The sequence below is a fragment of the Candidatus Formimonas warabiya genome (assembly GCF_002777255.1).
GTDB classification, from domain to species: Bacteria; Bacillota; Dehalobacteriia; order Dehalobacteriales; family Dehalobacteriaceae; genus Formimonas; species Formimonas warabiya.
Map to the genome: position 1 here is coordinate 2,670,454 of NZ_CP017634.1, position 16,369 is coordinate 2,686,822.

The following is a 16,369-nucleotide window of genomic DNA, read 5'->3' on the forward strand; positions in this document are numbered from 1 at the left end:
CCTGATTTAAATCCAACCATTCGGTTGGATTTAAATTTAGGCTATGTGCCTACTATTTGATATTAACAGAAATAAAACCTTGATTTTATCACAGGCAGCTTTATAAATACTGTCGCGGATGAAACTATATTTTAATACATTATTTATCAACGTATTAAATCACTATGCTCATTATTTTATTTACTGGCATTAACATATCGTGTAAAATTATATCATTATACTAGCACATGTATAACGAAAGAAGGTTTTCCATGTCAGTCGGTACCAAATTACGAGAGATTAGACTAGCTAAGAATATGAGCATCTCGGAAATCTCCGGGAAATCCCAGTTATCCCAAAGTTTTATCAGCCAGGTGGAACGAGGGTTAAACAACCCTTCCATTTCTTCCCTAAGAACTATTTGTGATGTATTAGAAGTACCCATGTTTCAGCTCTTTGCTGATGATGAGAACAAGGGAATGATCGTTAGGAAAAATAACAGGACGAAGATTAGTTATCCGGGTACCAATGTCGTGTATGAATTGCTGAGTCCCAGCCTCAGTAAATCTCTCGAAGTGGTCCAGATTAACCTTAACCAAGGAAAAGAATCGGTTGCACGACCATCTGGCCGTAACGGTGAAGAATTCGTTCTGGTCCTTAAAGGTAAAATCGAGGCACGGCTTGGTTTAAAAAGCCACATTTTAAATAAAGGAGATTCTATTTATTATGACAGCCTAATCCCCCACACCTTTGCAAACACAGGAAAAGGTACTGCCGAAATTCTTGTTATTGCTGCCCCGCCAACATTATAATAATCCTTACATTGGGTAATCGAAGAAACCGCTTCAACCTACCCATAAAAAAGATAGACCATGAGTTACAAAAGGAAGTGATGTTTTCTTAAAAAAAACAGAGGATACGACGTTTGTCGTCATTCCCCTGTTTTCCAACCTGAGAGATTCAGCCACTATTAATTTTCCTGCTTCTTTTCCTGCAATTTTTGATAATTCTTACTTATATCTTACTATTTCAACAGTCTTTAGAGACCTATGCCGTTCGCCAATTTATCTAAGCCTGACACGATTTCCTCGTCGGTAAAGCAATACTTCATGTCAGTGAAACCACTTCTCAGTTTTTTGACTTCTTCTTTGACGTTTTTCTTTCTCAATATCACATCCGCCATCAGTTCAGACAATTGGTCAAACTCTTTCTTCCCAAAACCAAATCTTGTCATTTCCCCCACGCCCAGGCGTAAAGCTCCTGATGCCGTGAAGCCTTCTTCTTCCGGTGTCGCCTGGTAGTTGACAATGATATTGTTTTCTTCCAGCCTGTTCGCTACTTCGGGACCGGTACCGTATCCTACCTTGACAATGACTTGATGGGTCTCGGTATAAGAGATATCGGCATCTCCTGCTACGTCTAAGCCGGCCTGTTTTAAGGATTTAGCGAAGTGTTTGGCATTTTCGATGATATTTTTTTGATAGGTGTCTTTGAAATGATTCATTTCGTAGGCGGCCATTAGTAATCCCAGCAGGGTACCCAGGTGGTGATTGCTGACACTGCCGGGGAAAGCCCTTGTTTCAATGGTTTCCCAAAGCTCGTATTTGAGCTCTTCTTTGGGGTAATTTGCCGCTATTACGCCTCTTTGGGTGCCGAAGAAGGTTTTATGGGTGGATCCGGTGACAATTTCCGCCCCTTCCGCAAAGGGATTCTGGAAGTAATCCCCTATCAGCCCAAGCACATGCGCCATATCATACATAATCACCGTGTCGAGTTTTTGTTCATTAATAAATTCTCTAATCTCTCTAACCGGTTCTTTATGCAATACCATGCTTTTCCCAAAGATGATCAGCTCGGGTTTGTATTGGGTGATGATTTTTTTGGTTTCTTCCACATCTATTTTGTACGGATTGTCTTTTAAGACGGGGAAGTTAACGACAGCGGGTTTTTCCGTAATGGGGTCAAGGGCGATGTAATCATGCAAGGCGCCCATGGGCTGGGCACTGAGATGACCACCCCGGATGATATGGTTGTTGAGTATATACCCTAATCGATCGGCTTCTTTTTTTCGATTCCCTTTGTTTTTGAAATCCATCAGGGCGCTGAAAACCGCTGTATTCGCCATTTGGCCACTGATCACCCTTGTTTCTACTTCTAAGCAATGGAAGTATTTTTTGAATTCTTCTACCAGTAAGTGTTCTACTTCATCAATGAATTTTGTGCCCTGATAGTAGAAGACATCTGCTTCATAAAAGGATTTTATTTTTTTGTGTTCGGCATACCGGAAAGAGGGGTCCGTGATGGACAGCAATCTCACCGCACGGGAATGGGATTGTTCGGACGGGATGAGATTGATGCATGCTTCTTGCCGCCAGAGATGATTGTGGTAGCTTTTTTCAATCAGGTTCAATGCTTTGGTTTGATAATCCGGTGCCGTGTCTTTTAAGTATGTTTCCGTGAAACCGTAAATGATGGGCCGGGCAAAAGGCGGAGCATCCCCTCTCATGTGATAGGGAGGGATCACTGCCGGCACTTTCTTGCCCCGGATTTCCACTTCTACTTGATCGTCTACCAGAACGTCACTGTTTACCAGGGCCAGGCCGATGGCTCTCAGGCCGGTTTCTTCTTTGATAACGGTTTCCAATCCATGACCTTCTGTCTTGTAATAAGGCACCATGGTCCCACTGGTGACATAGCCCACCTCTACCCCGTTTTTGAATACCTGATAGCCGTTTCGGGCAATCCCTTTGTCGCTTAAAGCAATGGGCTTGATTACTCTGGGCAGATCGGCGAGACGGGAGAAATCTCTTTTCATGATTTTCTGAAAAGCTTCGAACTGTTTCCAGAGGGCTTTTCTGCCGATGAAGTCTCCTTTTGCTTCCGCATAGCTGACGGCAAATTTGGCTAAGGGGACAGCATAAATGGGAATTTCCTCTCCCTGGAGGTCCATGCCTAATTCATGGCCATACAGGGGCAGGCCGGCTTCCAGTCTTAGGGTGTCTCTTGCTCCCAGTCCGATGGGCATGGCGCCCTTTTCTATTAAAAGGGACCAGATGGCAACGGCATCATGGGATTTGACAAATAATTCAAAACCGATCGGTTCTCCTGTATAGCCTGTTTTGGCGATCCACACTTCTTTGCCGGCCAATTCAATGATATTCAGGGCATTTTTTTCCGGTTCCGTGAGATAAAGGTTCCCGGAGAGTTTTTGCAAAATATTTTTTGCCTCGGGTCCTTGTAAGGAAATCATCGCTATGGCCTCGGACTGATTGGTAATTTGGGCGTCAAAGCCCTTGATTACCTCGGTCAAGTGAGCCCAATCCTTCTCCGCATTGGAGGCATTCACCACCAACAAATATTCATGCGCATAAAAACGGTAGAGGTAAGCGTCGTCCAGGGCCCCCCCCTGTTCATTGGGGATCATGGTATATTGGGCCTGCTTCAGATCCAAAGCCAAAACATTGTTCGTTAACACATATTGGAGAAATTTTACCATTTCCTTGCCGGTGATGACAAATCTTCCCATATGGGAAACATCAAACACACCTGCTTTTTTTCGGGTATAAAGATGTTCTTCCACAATACCGGCCGGGTAATGGACAGGCATTTCCCACCCGCCGAAGTCCACCATCGTGGCTTTTAATCTCACATGTTCCTGAAAAAGTACTGTCCTTTTAAATGTTTCCATAAAGCCTCCTTCTCTCTTTACCTATAATTTTTAACCCCCTGGATGGGCAAAATTTTTCCCCTTCCACCAATTTTAGCGGTTTCCCCCCTCCCATATTTAGCCTCATGTCTTCCCCAAAAAAAATAGAGGATATGACATTTCTCCGTCATTCCTCTGTTTTTTAACCTGAGAGATTCCACTCCGTATGCACGAAGTGTTGCCCCATCGGTGCCGGTTTTACGGCTTTTCAGAGACCTGTCAAGATCCGGTCTTTTTGCCTGAAAGGTTCATTGTAAGAAGACCCCTTTACAACTTGCTTCTTCGGCTCCTAACTCAGTAGGTATCTCCCGGAATCCTTCATCCAGATATTTATTCAATTATTAAAAACAAACACCTGAGGTCTAAAGTATGATCATGAGAAAATAAAAAAGCACAGCAATATATGTATCGCCGTGCCTCTGTCTTCTGACCTGAGAGATTAACCGATTTACGGTTTGCTCCTTCGGTGTCATTTGACTTTCCAGAGTCGAGTCCGGATACGGTTCGGAAACCTGAAAGTTTCACTGCTGATATGGCAAACCAGCAATTTGCTTCTTCGGTGTCTCTAAAGACTCTCCCACATCCATCATACTCATTCGTTATTATAATTATAATTTCTTAGTTTACTATATTTTACTATTAATAGGTCACTAAGGTCAACAAAAAAATATGTAGCTTTTCATAAATCCCCTGCCGCAGCCCTTCAGATCTGGGTTTTGCCCTAGGGTGTGCAATTGGTTTCCGCAGCTATTTACTGTAACAGACTATCATAAATCTTGGACAAATTGTCCGTCATCCTATCCAGATATGTCAGATCATCCTCGTTGCTCTCAATGGTGTAGATTGTGTCAACTTTTGCGCCGACTTCATTGGCCAGCGTTTGGGAAACGTCCGGACTTGCCATTTCTTCGGCAAAAACGGTGGTTACTTTATTCTCCTTGCAGTATTCTACAAGTTCGGTTAATTGCTGAGCGCTGGGTTCGCCCTCCGCAAAAACGTCTTCCACGCTATTTTGCTCCAAACCAAAGTCCCGGCAGAGATAAGCAAAAGCAGCATGTCCCGTTACAAAGCTCTTTTTCTGTATCGGCTGGAACTTCTCGTTATATTCATTGTAAAGGTTCTCCAGTTGAGAAATATAATCAGTGCAGTTTTTTTCGTAATAGTCTTTATTGGCTGGGTCTGCCTCGACCAGGGCATCTTTAATATTTTTGACTTCCATTTCAGCGCCCTTCAGGCTCAACCAGATATGAGGATCATATTGTCCGTGTTCTTCGATTTCCTCAGGCTCCGTATTCGTAATTGCTTCAGCACCCTTGGACGCTTCCACTGTAATGAGACTGGCATTGTTGGCGGCTTTCAGCGCATCATTCACCCAAGTCTCCATTCCAAGCCCGTTGTATACAAAAACCTTGGCCGTGCTTAAGCCAACAAGATCCTGCGCCTTGGGTTCAAAATCATGGGGTTCCGTACCATCAGGAATAATCGTTGAAATTTCCACCTTGTCCTGTCCGACCGCTTCAACAAACTCCTTTATGGCGTTAAAGGTCACGGTTACTTTGAGTTTGCTTTCTTCCGGTTTATCTGCTTGGCTGTTATTGTTGCTGCACGCCGAAAAGCTTATAAGTGCAATCACGCATAATAGCAAAGCAGCCCACCTTTTAAGCATTTTTATCAACCCCCTAAAATGCACTTGCAAATTTTTCTCATTCGCATTTATAATGTACATAATAATTGGCAAGGATAAATTTGTCAAGTGCAAATGAAATGCATTTGCAAAAAAATCGTTTTAGGTTTGCAGTCAGAAAGGGTGTTTTAGATGATCGAGATAGAAAATTTGTTTTTTTCATATACGGGTTCGCCGCCATATATCCTGGAGGGCATTGACCTGGAAATCCGTGATGGTGAGTATGTATCGGTAGTCGGTGAAAACGGCAGCGGAAAAAGCACACTGCTGCGGCTTATCTTGAAATTCATCAAACCTACCAGCGGAAAGATTATTTCCCCCTCCAAAAGAATTGGTTATGTCCCCCAGAAAAAAGATTTTTCTAATTCTGATTTCCCGATTACTGTTTATGAAGCACTGAATTCTTATCGAAGACTTCTGAAAATAAAGAATAAAGATGTGATTATGGAAAATCTGGAACAGGTCGGCATGTCCAACTTTATGAACGCATTGATGGGCACCCTGTCCGGCGGTCAAAGCCAAAAGATCCTGATTGCGCGGGCACTAATGGGAAGCCCCGATTTGCTCATTCTGGACGAACCCTCTACCGGCGTGGATATCACCAGTCAAAAAGAAATTTATGGGATCTTGAAAAAAACAAACCAAGAAAACGGGATCACGATTGTTTCCGTCGAACACAATCTGGATGCCGCCGTTTCAAATTCAACGTCAATTTACCATCTGTTAGGCGGGCAGGGACATCTCTGTACGCCTCAACAATATGCTGATGAATTCCTGAAAAACAAGAGAAAGGACGATAATGGTGTTGAGTTATAGCTTCATGCAAAATGCTATTTTTGTTTCCGTATTTATTTCGATTTTATGCCCGTGCATCGGTATCTTTTTGGTTCTGCGCCGTTACTCCATGATCGGAGATACTTTGTCTCACGCCTCACTCGCCGGGATCGCCATCGGACTCATGTCTAATCAGAATCCCATCCTGGGCGCATTTATTTTTACATCTATCTGTGGCGCATTGATTGAATTTTTACGCAGCTATTTCAAAAAGTACACCGATCTGCTTCTCACCATTGTGCTCTCTCTGAGCGTAGGTACCGCCATTACCATCATCAGTTCCGGGAAACTCCATGCAAATGCGGATTCCTTTATGTTCGGAAGCATCCTCACTGTAACCCGGCTAGATATGGTCATGGTATTGGTCCTCAGCGCCATTTCCATTTTGACACTGATTCTTCTCTGCCACCAGATGGTCTATATCGCCTATGATGAAGAAACGGCTAAAGTAGCGGGGGTAAAAGTCAGGTTAATCAATTATGTTTTTTCCATCCTTGTGGCATCCGCCATATCTGTCTCGATAAGAATCGTAGGTGTGCTGGTGCTAAGCTCAATGATTGCTCTTCCTGTTGCTACAGCACTTCAGCTGGGAAAAGGATTTAAGCTTACGTTGTTCTTCTCTATTGTTTTTAGTGTCATCGACATCATGCTGGGATTGTTTATTTCCTATTATCTCAATGTAGCCCCCGGTGGATTTACCGCCCTTATATCCGTTGCCATCCTTGTTTTAGTCTTGATAACAAGAAAGATACAAGCAAGCATCCGCATCCTTCGCACTAAATGATGTACGTATGTAAATATCTTAAAGTGCTTGACTTCATGGCATTGCCATTTTATAATTAGCTAGATGCGAATGATATACATTTGCATATCATGGAAGCTGCGCTACAAAGGAATGCCGAATAAAGCGCGAGCTTAATAAAACGTAACACAAAATGATCCATACTGATATGAGTTAATAATGTCAATGGAGGATTTTATGACTACTGAAATTTATATCATTTCGGGTTTTTTAGGAGCCGGAAAGACTACGCTGATTCAGAAGCTGCTTAAAGAGGCTTTTATGAATCATAAGGTGGCCCTGATTGAAAATGATTTCGGCGAGATCAGCGTTGATGCCGCCCTACTAAAATCGGGCGGCATTGAAGTTAAAGAGATCAATTCCGGGTGTATTTGTTGCAGCTTGTCAGGCGATTTTGTGAAAGCCCTGAAGGAGCTTTTAAGCCGATTCCATCCGGACAAAATTGTGATTGAACCGTCCGGCGTCGGCAAGCTGTCGGATATCATGAAGGCCTGTTCTGATCCGCTTATTCAACCTCATGCAAAAGTGATGGCTAAAATTACGGTCGCGGATGTGAAGCGCTGTAAAATGTATCTTGATAACTTTGGCGAGTTTTTTGAAGACCAGATCCAACATGCCGATGTTATTTTACTCAGCCGAACTGAAAATCTCCCCGACAAAGTAGACAATGCCCGCAAGCTGTTGAAAAGCCTGAATACACAGGCTGTTATTTTTTCAAAGCCTTGGAATCGAATCACAGCTTCTGAAATCCTATTTCCCGCGCAGGAATATCACACACACAGTGCGCACCGCGACCTCATACATATGTGCAACTGCGGTCAGCACGGCCAGGAGCATGATTGTGACCACAATCATGGAGCGGAAGATATTTTTGATACCGTTACCATCCGGACAAATCAAATATTCAGCATGGAGGATTTGAAGGCGCGAGTTTCAAATATGGAACGAATTGCTCAGGGAACAATCCTTCGCGCTAAAGGCATCGTGCGCGGTACAAATGGATATATAAACCTTCAATATCTTCCCGGAGACATACGGATGACAAATTGTGCTACCGGCGGTGATATGCTTTGCATCATAGGCCGGAATCTAAACCGCCAGGAATTGGTTTGCCTTTTCAACGGGAAGTGATGTAATGACGATACCCGTTTATGTTGTCACCGGTTTTTTGGATGCCGGGAAAACAACGTTTCTAAATAGCCTGCTGAACAGGCGTGATTGGCGGGAGGTAAGGATACTTGTCATTCAGTTTGAAACCGGCGAGGAAGAATTTCAAAGCCGGCATCACAACTGCTCTAGCATCTCCTTCCCCAAAAAAACTCTGGAGCAACAACCGAAGCAAATAGTTGAAGAGATTTGTAGCTGTATACAAAGCCGCGAACCCGACGAGATTTGGATCGAATGGAACGGTGTGGTTCCGTTTTCTCAGCTACAGTCTTTGCTTTTGCATTCCTCGCTGCGCCGCCTGTGTAAAATTCAAAAGGTGGTGCACATGGCAGATGCCGCGCACATCGAAAATTTGTTGGGCAGAACGGGCGGTGCTCTGCCCGAACAGATTGCGAATTGCGATTTCATTGTATTACGCAATGCACGTTCGACAGCTACCCATCATCGAATCCGGCGGCTTATGCGCGGAATAAACCCCAGTGTTGATATATATGAAATAAAGGCCTATAACGATCTATATAAACAGCTTTTCGGCAGGAAAGAACACCCTGTCAACATTTTTTTCCTAATTGTCATCCTGATTGTGGCCCTGCACTTTGTTGCCAAACCGATTCTAGAATTGTTCCAAATCCCAGTCAATACTATCATTAATGTATTTTTAGGAATCATCCTTCAAGCCGTCCCGTTTTTGCTGATCGGCGTATTGCTCTCTTCCGCAATTCAGGTCTTTATCCCTCAGGATGCCATTGAACGCCGATTCCCCAAATCAATCGGTGCGGGAATGCTTGTGGCAATTTTAAGCGGTTTCTGCCTCCCAGTCTGCGACTGCGCCTCCATCCCTATTTTTAGGAGCTTGGTAAAAAAAGGAATTCCTCTTTCAGTGGCCGTTACCTTTATGACGGCTACACCGGTAATCAATCCGGTAGTTATTTTATCGACTTATTACGCTTTCAGCGGCAACATGACAATTGTGGTCGGGCGTGTGTGCTTTGGTATTATCGCCGCTGTTACCATCGGGTCCATCCTTGCCATCTGGCCGCCGAAAGGTTATGTATTATCCGGGGGTGCGCTGGACAGGCTTATGTGCAGCTGTGGCTGCTATGAAGATACAGAATCGATCACCACTTTTCCCGGAAAGGTTGGTTTGTTTTTCCGTCATTCACAAGCAGAATTCTTTAGTGTAGGAAAATATTTGGTGATCGGAACTTTTATTTCTTCCCTTTTTCAGACGATGGGAACAAAAATATTCACGGCCCCTCAGAGCGGCACAGGTTTGGCAATTTCCCTCCTGATGATGATGGTGATGGCGTTTGTCCTCTCTTTGTGTTCATCATCCGACGCCGTTATTGCACGCAGCTTTGCCAATCAATTTCCCATGGGTGCGATTATGGGATTCTTAGTGTTTGGGCCGATGATGGATATCAAAAATGTGATGATGCTCTCTGCCGGATTTTCAAAGCGTTTTATTGGCAGGCTATTATTGATCGCCTTTATCGTATGTTTTACCGTGGTCTTTCTACTTTCTGGCTTGGGAGGGATATAAATATGCCGGCAAGGGCGTTTAATCCTCAGATTTTTTTAGAGTTCGTCTGTTACTCCGTTTTTGGGGGATTCATTTTTTATTTGGTGCGCAGCGGGGAATATCTTTCCTATGTCACGCCCAGAATGAAACCGTATCTTTACTTTACAGCAATCGTCATGCTGGTATGGGCTTGTGTGGGACTTTCCAGGCTATTTCGCCCACAGTACAAAATACGCTCTGCCCACTGCTTTGTGCTGACGATTCTCATTTTATTTTTATTGCTTCCCCATAGTCCTCTCAGTACTGCCGATCTTACTGCCAATTACACCGGGGGCAGTGCCTTTAGTCAGGGTACCCTTACCAATAAACAGATGCCATCGAATAATCCCAAGGGCAGCCCCTCGTCAAGCACCCCGGCACCTACCGAAAGCAACGCGAATACACCGGTGACTGCACAGCCGAATGACAATATCTCCGATTCTACAGATAGTACGCCACCCAATACGCAATCGGCAGCCACGGATGATCCTGAAGCCGGGCTTTCCGGTCTGGATGCCGAAAATAAAAAAATAACAGTAGATAACGATGAATTCTATCCATGGATTGCGGAAGTCTATACAAATATGGCTAAATATGAAAGCTATACGATTTCCATCACGGGATTCGTATTCAAAGATCCAGAATACTTCGCCGAGAATGAATTCGTACCCGCCAGACTTGCCATGACATGTTGCACCGCTGATTTGGCGCCGCTGGGGATGTTATGCAAATATGATAAAGTATCCGAGTTGAAAGCAGATTCATGGGTCACCGTCGAGGGCGTGATTCATAAAGGTCAATATGAGGGGGAGGATGAACCGCAAATTACGGTGACAAAAATTACACCTGCCCAGGAAGTAGAAGGCTATATCTATCCCTATTAATAATGTTCCTATTTAAGAGTTGGCTATTGTTGCTTTCAGTCTATTTTAGTTGATTTTTGTTCCTAGATTTTATATGATAGGGATGGAGGTGATTTTATGTCTGCAGATAAGGAACTGATAACCGCTCAAGTCCTGGCGGAAGCCTTAGATCTTTCTGTTGAAACAGTGTGGAGGTACACAAGAGAGAAAAAAATACCCTACCTTGAGTTGGGCAGCAAGCAATACCGCTATAAGCTTGCTGATGTAATCAGTGCCCTGACCGGTCCAACCGTTCAGGAAAAGGCAGCCGAGTACAAAATCGAATCCACTAAAAGCTACACTTACCAGGACTATCTGGAACTGCCGGAGGAACCAGGCTATCGTTACGAGATTCTCGAGGGCATGTTGATCAAAGAACCATCACCTAATGTTTCCCACCAGCGGGTTTCCCGGCGGCTGCAACGCATTCTGGAAGATTATTTTTGGGAGGCTGATCCTGAAGGTGAAATCTTTGATGCCCCGTTGGATGTGACCTTCCTTGATGTTACCGTAGTCCAGCCTGACCTGTTCTATGTCTCAGGGGAACAAAAACTAATTGTGAAAGATGCCCGTATTGATGGTCCGCCCACACTGGTAGTTGAAGTTATTTCTCCCTCCAGCAGCCGTAAGGACCGGCTTCAAAAACTGCGGGTTTACCAAAAAGCCCAAGTTCACCACTATTGGATTGTCAATCCAGAGGAAAAAACCCTCGAATGCTTTTCCCTCCGGGATGGCATATACGCCCTGGTGGCAGCGGGAATGGATGAAGACGTTGTAGAACACCCAAGTTTTGCAGGGTTATCCATTGCCTTAAAGGCCCTGTGGTAGAGGCAGCATATTCAAAAATTTTTATATCATCAATGTGCGTGATCATAAGGAGACGATCCCTGTAAGCAGAAATATGTGAAAGAACTGAAAGAAAAGTTTGACTGGTAATATGAAAAGTTCTCCTTTGACCCTATGGCTTATTGTTTACATAGAAAAACTCAGTCTCATCGTCACTTAGGACTGAGTTTTTGTTTTTGGCGGAGATAGTCGGGATCGAACCAACGACCTCTTGAATACCATTCAGGCGCGATCCCAACCTCGGATATTCCCGTGTTTATGCAATTTCAAAACTAAGAACTATTTCAATAATTTTATGGGGGTCCGGCATACGTTAAAGCAAGATAAAGAAATAGGGGAATGATGTTTGCTCTCCCAAGTGATAGGTAAAAACTATTACTTTTATGATATGCCCACGGATGTGCAATGGAGTTCATGGAGGCAAACGACGGATACCGCAAAATCTGTGATTCCATCATCGTTTCCTACGGTGAATTGAAGACAATTACCAATGAGGATTATGCTATGGGCAATATAACATCTGCCGATTAGCCAGCAGCTCATTACCGCGGTCAGCTCTATGGTTTTCAGATGCCCACCCAACCGGCACACAATAGCATTATGAATTGGACGGAGGTCGGAGAGAGTCCGGTTATCGCATATATTGTAATCTTCTTCTTTACTATTTTTTCTCCCATACTACTATTACACAAGTTATCCACAACCTTGACAAGAGCATAATTTCCTTAATAAAAACTGTGCCCAAGCAGAGCACAGTTTTTATCTATCAATTTCGCAATATTTCTTTGCCGTGTTTTACCTTCGCTCACACAGGAAATATCACCGTGAGCAGCATCTTGAACTGCGCCGCCGCTTCCACTGCGTGCGGTATACCGGCAGGCATCACAATGCTCTGCCCGGCTTCAATCGTATATGCCTTACCAGCAATGGTAATGAACGCGCTGCCATCCAGAATATACACCAACGCGTCGCCCTTGGATTCGTGCGCGCTGATTTCTTCTCCCGTGTCAAACGCGAACAGCGTTATGCTCACAGCCTTGTTTTGCACAAGCGTGCGGCTGACAATCTGCCCCTCCTGATACGCGACGAGGGAAGCCATATCCAGCACTTTTTCAAAATCAATATTCTTTAAAATCTTGTCCGCCATATTGTTCTCTCCTTCTTATTCCGATACAAGCCGCTTTTCGCCCGTAATCTGCTTGTGATTAAGGCCATATCCAGCTTTTTAAGCGCCGCACCCTTGGGTATCGTCATAAAGCGGCCTACGCTCGCCAGCATGCCTGGCTTTGTGATGTCCGTAAAGCCGATCTGCGCCAATATCCCGACCAGCTCCGGATACCGGGTGCAAAGAGAATGCACCGATTATTTCAAATCAATAGCTTTTGTTTCCATATCATTGATCTCTCGCTATGGTTTTCCCATACGCCTCACAATTGGAGAGAGCAGCTTCATCCGGAACCCAAAGGGTTCTGATCCCCTCGTCGTGCACGCGGAAGCCCGATTCTGCAAGCGCTTTGGCGATATGCCCCACCGATTCTCCACTCCACCCGTAGCTGCCGAAGGCCGCCGCACTCTTTCCGGTAAACTTAAGGCCCTTTATCATCTCCAGCAAGCCGCCGATGGAATGCAGGATGCCACGGTTGATCGTGGACGATCCTATGAGCACTGTTTTAGAGCGAAATATCTCCGTGATAACATCATTCTTATCCTCTTTGGCTGCATTCATCAGTTTTACCGTCACATCCGCGTCCTGGCTGCGTATGCCCCCGGCGATCGCCTCGGCCATGCGGCGTGTCGCTCCCCACATGCTATCGTAGACGATGCTGATCTGGTTCTCCTGGTAAGAATCCGCCCATTTCAGATACGTGCGGACGATCTGTGTGGGGTTTTCTTTCCATATAATTCCGTGGCTTGGACAAATCAACTCCACCGGCAGACCGAAACCCAGCACCTCATTGATCTTTTTTGTAACCAGCGGCGAAAACGGAGTCAAAATATTTGCGTAATACTTGATGGCCTCGGCGTAAAGCTCGGCGTTGTCCACTGCGTCATTATACAAGGATTCGGTGGCGTAATGCTGGCCGAACGCATCGTTGGAGAACAGGATGTTTTCACCCGTCAGGTAGCAGAACATGCTGTCCGGCCAATGCAGCATCGGCGCTTCCACAAAAATCAACTTCGTGTTGCCGAGATCCAGCGTATCCCCTGTCTTTACCGTAACAAAATTCCAGTCCTGATGATAATGCCCCTTAAGCGATTTAACCGCGTTGGCCGTGCAATAGATGGGCGTATCAGGGATGTGGCGCATCAACTCCGGCAGCGCACCGCTATGGTCGATCTCTGCATGGTTTGCAACAATGTAGTCGATGTCGTTTAAGTCGATCTCCTGGCGCAGACTGGTAACAAACTCCTTGTCAAAGGGCTGCCACACCGTGTCTATCAGTACGTTTTTGCTGTCCCTTACGAGATAGGAGTTATAGGATGAGCCTTTTCGCGTCGAGTATTCGTCGCCATGGAATTTCTTCAATTCCCAATCCACCTTGCCGACCCATGTCACTTTGGTGGTGAGATTTTTCCCCATTGTCAAAAACCTCCGATCCTTTTTCGTATATTTAGCATAACACAAAGCCATGAGACTGTACGTTGCAATTGCAACAAATCCAAAAGATTTATACCGTGAATATCCGAGGTCAGGGAGCCGTTAATTTGTAAATTTGTTCATATTTTCCTGCCGCCTATTTTATTACAGATTTGCTCACTAGTCAACTTTACTTGCCCTGTAAAAGTACACAATGATATATGTTTCATAGCCGACCGACAACGGTAAAAAACTGTTGCCGGTCGGCTATGTGCTTTCAGCATTTTTTGCGGGTTTACATAGAAAAACTCAGTCCAATTGTTATTTCGGACTAAGTTTATTGTTTTTGGTGGAGATAGTCGGGATCGAACCGGCGACCTCTTGAATGCCATTCAAGCGCTCTCCCAGCTGAGCTATATCCCCATATTTTGTTTTCCGAGGTACATTGGATATTATATTAAATTCATCCCGGCTTGTCAACGGCAAAAATAATTTTTCCGGGCACAGATCCTGCCACCCGGCTACCGGCAATTTCTGGCTATGCGTTAATGGGCTTGCGCACAGCGAAATACATCCTCTCATCTTTAGACAGATCAAGAGAAGTCCCCAACAAATCTCCCCCTATGTGGTTCAAAGCAAATCCCGTTTTTTCCGCCAGTTCCCGGATCGTCTCTATCGAGTAACATTTCTGTTGATGTTCTTCCACATATCTGCGGAATAGTCCGTTCCCCTGTTTCACGAAAAAGGTCAGGTCAATGCGCATGATGGGACTGTGGGAAAAATCATTTTCCCAGATCAACACCACATCATCTTCCTGTTGCACCCATTGGTTATCGGCCAATACCGCTTGGTAATAGTAGGGGGTACGCAGGTCAAAGATAAAACTGCCCCCAGGTTTCAAAGCCCGAAAGATGCTTTTAAAACAGCGCGCCAAATCTTTTTCTTCCGTGAGGTAATTTAAAGTGTCACAAAGGCAGATCACCGCATCAACCCCACCCGGCAGCCTAATCTGACGGATATCCATTTCCAGCAATTGAGCAGGAAGATTTTCTTGGAACAGCTTGTCCTGACATACCGCCAGCATCTCGGCCGAATTATCAATCCCGTAAACCTGGTAATGACGCCGCACCAGGTGCAGGAGGACACTCCCCGTCCCGCAACCGGCATCCAGAACTGTCCGGGGCAGAGTACCCATCTGGCGCCACCGGTACTCCAGACCATCGACCCATTGACCGTAATCTACATGACCCATGAGCCGGTCATAGACGGAAGCCATCGCATGGTAGGTCATTTTGCCTGCTGCTCCCCGTAATAAGTAAACTTGGCATCGCCCCACAATCTTTCCAGGTTGTAATACAACCTTTCTTCTTCCTGGAAAATATGGACGACGACGGTGCCGAAATCCATGAGAACCCACCTGGCATCCCTCAAGCCTTCCGTGCGTAAAGGTGACAGTCCCTCCAAGGATAATTTTTCGTGGGTATGATCGCTGATGGCTTTCACTTGAATGGCATTTGAGCCGGTGCACACCACAAAATAATCGGCAATAATAGAAATCCCCTGCAAGTTCATGATGACGATGTTCTTGCCTTTTTTATCTTCTGCACTTGCTGCACAGGCCATGGCTAAATCATATGACGTCAAATTTTCTTTCTCCTTTCCCATTTATGGATTCATATTTGTTTAAGAATCTCCTCGATTTTTTCCTCTGATATCATCACGCGTTACCAATGTCAGAGGATGAACCGCCTGCTTTCGTTTCTTCAGATACTGAATCGTCCCGTTCAGCGCTTCCAGCATCGCCCCGTCAAGATCCCGATAAATCAGGGATCTTAATTTTTCCACCCCGGGCCAGTCTCTTTCCGGTTCTACCATATCGGCCAAAAAAATAATTTTGTCTAATAAGGACATCGACTTACCGCCCACAGTATGTTTTGCTATGGCACTGAGTACTTCCTGATCTTGGATCCCTAAATCATGCTGTACCAAAAGAGCACCGACAGGGGCATGAAGCACCACAGGATGGGCTCTTTCCTCATCCAAAAGGACCAGTCCGTGATCCAGGGCAATTTTGATTAATTGGTCTTCCGGCACTTCCCGGGCATAATCATGAAGGATGCCCGCCAGCCATGCCTTTTCCTGGTCCCCCCCCCAAAAACGGGCCAGATCTTTGGCTGTTTGAGCGACTCCCAAGGAATGCCTCCACCGGTGGGGCGACATTTTTTCCTGAATATCTATTTCCATAGGTTGACCCATAATTCCTCCCCCAAAATACACTTAAACCTCCTTTTTCTTACATAAGGAGGTTTA

General features: G+C 45.0%; 16 protein-coding genes, 1 tRNA gene and 2 riboswitches. Of the genes, 8 read left to right on the forward strand and 9 right to left on the reverse strand.

Going from position 1 to position 16,369, the window contains the following annotated elements; translation table 11 throughout:
- Positions 1-251: 251 nt before the first annotated feature.
- A complete protein-coding gene (locus DCMF_RS12330) occupies positions 252-791 on the forward strand; it encodes a helix-turn-helix domain-containing protein (RefSeq protein WP_214659306.1) in 540 nt (179 codons plus the stop codon).
- 227 nt (positions 792-1,018) lie between these two features.
- Here DCMF_RS12330 and gcvT read toward each other — a convergent pair whose 3' ends face one another.
- Both gcvT and DCMF_RS12340 read right to left on the reverse strand, forming a co-directional pair.
- Positions 1,019-3,667, reverse strand: coding sequence for a glycine cleavage system aminomethyltransferase GcvT (gcvT, locus tag DCMF_RS12335; protein ID WP_148134712.1), 2,649 nt, complete (start codon positions 3,665-3,667; stop codon positions 1,019-1,021).
- Between the two features lie 235 nt (positions 3,668-3,902).
- Positions 3,903-4,006, reverse strand: a riboswitch (glycine riboswitch).
- 88 nt (positions 4,007-4,094) lie between these two features.
- Positions 4,095-4,180, reverse strand: a riboswitch (glycine riboswitch).
- Positions 4,181-4,436: 256 nt separating this feature from the next.
- Entirely contained in the window at positions 4,437-5,351 is a 915-nt protein-coding gene (locus DCMF_RS12340) for a metal ABC transporter substrate-binding protein (RefSeq protein ID WP_148134713.1), read from the reverse strand.
- A gap of 150 nt (positions 5,352-5,501) precedes the next feature.
- On the opposite strand from DCMF_RS12340, the gene DCMF_RS12345 reads away from it, so the two are divergent.
- The 7 genes from DCMF_RS12345 to DCMF_RS30090 all read left to right on the forward strand — a co-directional run bounded on the left by DCMF_RS12345 (position 5,502) and on the right by DCMF_RS30090 (position 12,012).
- On the forward strand, positions 5,502-6,185 hold the full coding sequence (locus DCMF_RS12345; protein WP_148134714.1) for a metal ABC transporter ATP-binding protein: 684 nt from the start codon (positions 5,502-5,504) through the stop codon (positions 6,183-6,185).
- The gene (locus DCMF_RS12350; RefSeq protein WP_148137871.1) at positions 6,172-6,987 is read left to right on the forward strand and encodes a metal ABC transporter permease; all 816 of its coding nucleotides are present in this window, start codon (positions 6,172-6,174) and stop codon (positions 6,985-6,987) included. The genes DCMF_RS12345 and DCMF_RS12350 overlap by 14 nt, the downstream gene beginning before the upstream one ends.
- Positions 6,988-7,182: 195 nt before the next feature.
- A complete protein-coding gene (locus DCMF_RS12355; RefSeq protein ID WP_148137872.1) occupies positions 7,183-8,136 on the forward strand; it encodes a CobW family GTP-binding protein in 954 nt (317 codons plus the stop codon).
- 4 nt (positions 8,137-8,140) lie between these two features.
- Positions 8,141-9,715, forward strand: coding sequence for a permease (locus DCMF_RS12360; protein ID WP_148134715.1), 1,575 nt, complete (start codon positions 8,141-8,143; stop codon positions 9,713-9,715).
- A 2-nt stretch (positions 9,716-9,717) separates the two neighbouring features.
- Entirely contained in the window at positions 9,718-10,617 is a 900-nt protein-coding gene (locus DCMF_RS12365) for a TIGR03943 family putative permease subunit (RefSeq protein ID WP_148134716.1), read from the forward strand.
- Between the two features lie 96 nt (positions 10,618-10,713).
- Complete coding sequence (locus DCMF_RS12370; protein WP_148134717.1) at positions 10,714-11,463, forward strand: Uma2 family endonuclease; 750 nt, start codon at positions 10,714-10,716, stop codon at positions 11,461-11,463.
- 423 nt (positions 11,464-11,886) lie between these two features.
- Positions 11,887-12,012, forward strand: coding sequence for a hypothetical protein (locus tag DCMF_RS30090; protein WP_257790959.1), 126 nt, complete (start codon positions 11,887-11,889; stop codon positions 12,010-12,012).
- A 274-nt stretch (positions 12,013-12,286) separates the two neighbouring features.
- Here DCMF_RS30090 and DCMF_RS12375 read toward each other — a convergent pair whose 3' ends face one another.
- From DCMF_RS12375 to yqeK, 7 genes are all read right to left on the reverse strand, one after another.
- Positions 12,287-12,628, reverse strand: a complete 342-nt coding sequence (locus tag DCMF_RS12375) for a cupin domain-containing protein (protein WP_148134718.1) — start codon at positions 12,626-12,628, stop codon at positions 12,287-12,289.
- The gene (locus tag DCMF_RS12380; RefSeq protein ID WP_148134719.1) at positions 12,610-12,840 is read right to left on the reverse strand and encodes a DUF1858 domain-containing protein; all 231 of its coding nucleotides are present in this window, start codon (positions 12,838-12,840) and stop codon (positions 12,610-12,612) included. The genes DCMF_RS12375 and DCMF_RS12380 overlap by 19 nt, the downstream gene beginning before the upstream one ends.
- Positions 12,841-12,874: 34 nt before the next feature.
- A complete protein-coding gene (locus DCMF_RS12385) occupies positions 12,875-14,062 on the reverse strand; it encodes an anaerobic nitric oxide reductase flavorubredoxin (protein ID WP_148134720.1) in 1,188 nt (395 codons plus the stop codon).
- 344 nt (positions 14,063-14,406) lie between these two features.
- A tRNA-Ala gene (locus DCMF_RS12390) sits at positions 14,407-14,482 on the reverse strand.
- 115 nt (positions 14,483-14,597) lie between these two features.
- A complete protein-coding gene (locus DCMF_RS12395) occupies positions 14,598-15,350 on the reverse strand; it encodes a class I SAM-dependent DNA methyltransferase (protein ID WP_148134721.1) in 753 nt (250 codons plus the stop codon).
- On the reverse strand, positions 15,347-15,703 hold the full coding sequence (gene rsfS, locus DCMF_RS12400) for a ribosome silencing factor (protein WP_236860259.1): 357 nt from the start codon (positions 15,701-15,703) through the stop codon (positions 15,347-15,349). Before rsfS ends, DCMF_RS12395 begins: the two co-directional genes overlap by 4 nt.
- A 39-nt stretch (positions 15,704-15,742) precedes the next feature.
- Positions 15,743-16,315 (reverse strand): bis(5'-nucleosyl)-tetraphosphatase (symmetrical) YqeK, encoded by a 573-nt coding sequence (yqeK, locus tag DCMF_RS12405; protein WP_148134722.1) that lies wholly within the window; start codon positions 16,313-16,315, stop codon positions 15,743-15,745.
- Between the last annotated feature and the right edge of the window lie 54 nt (positions 16,316-16,369).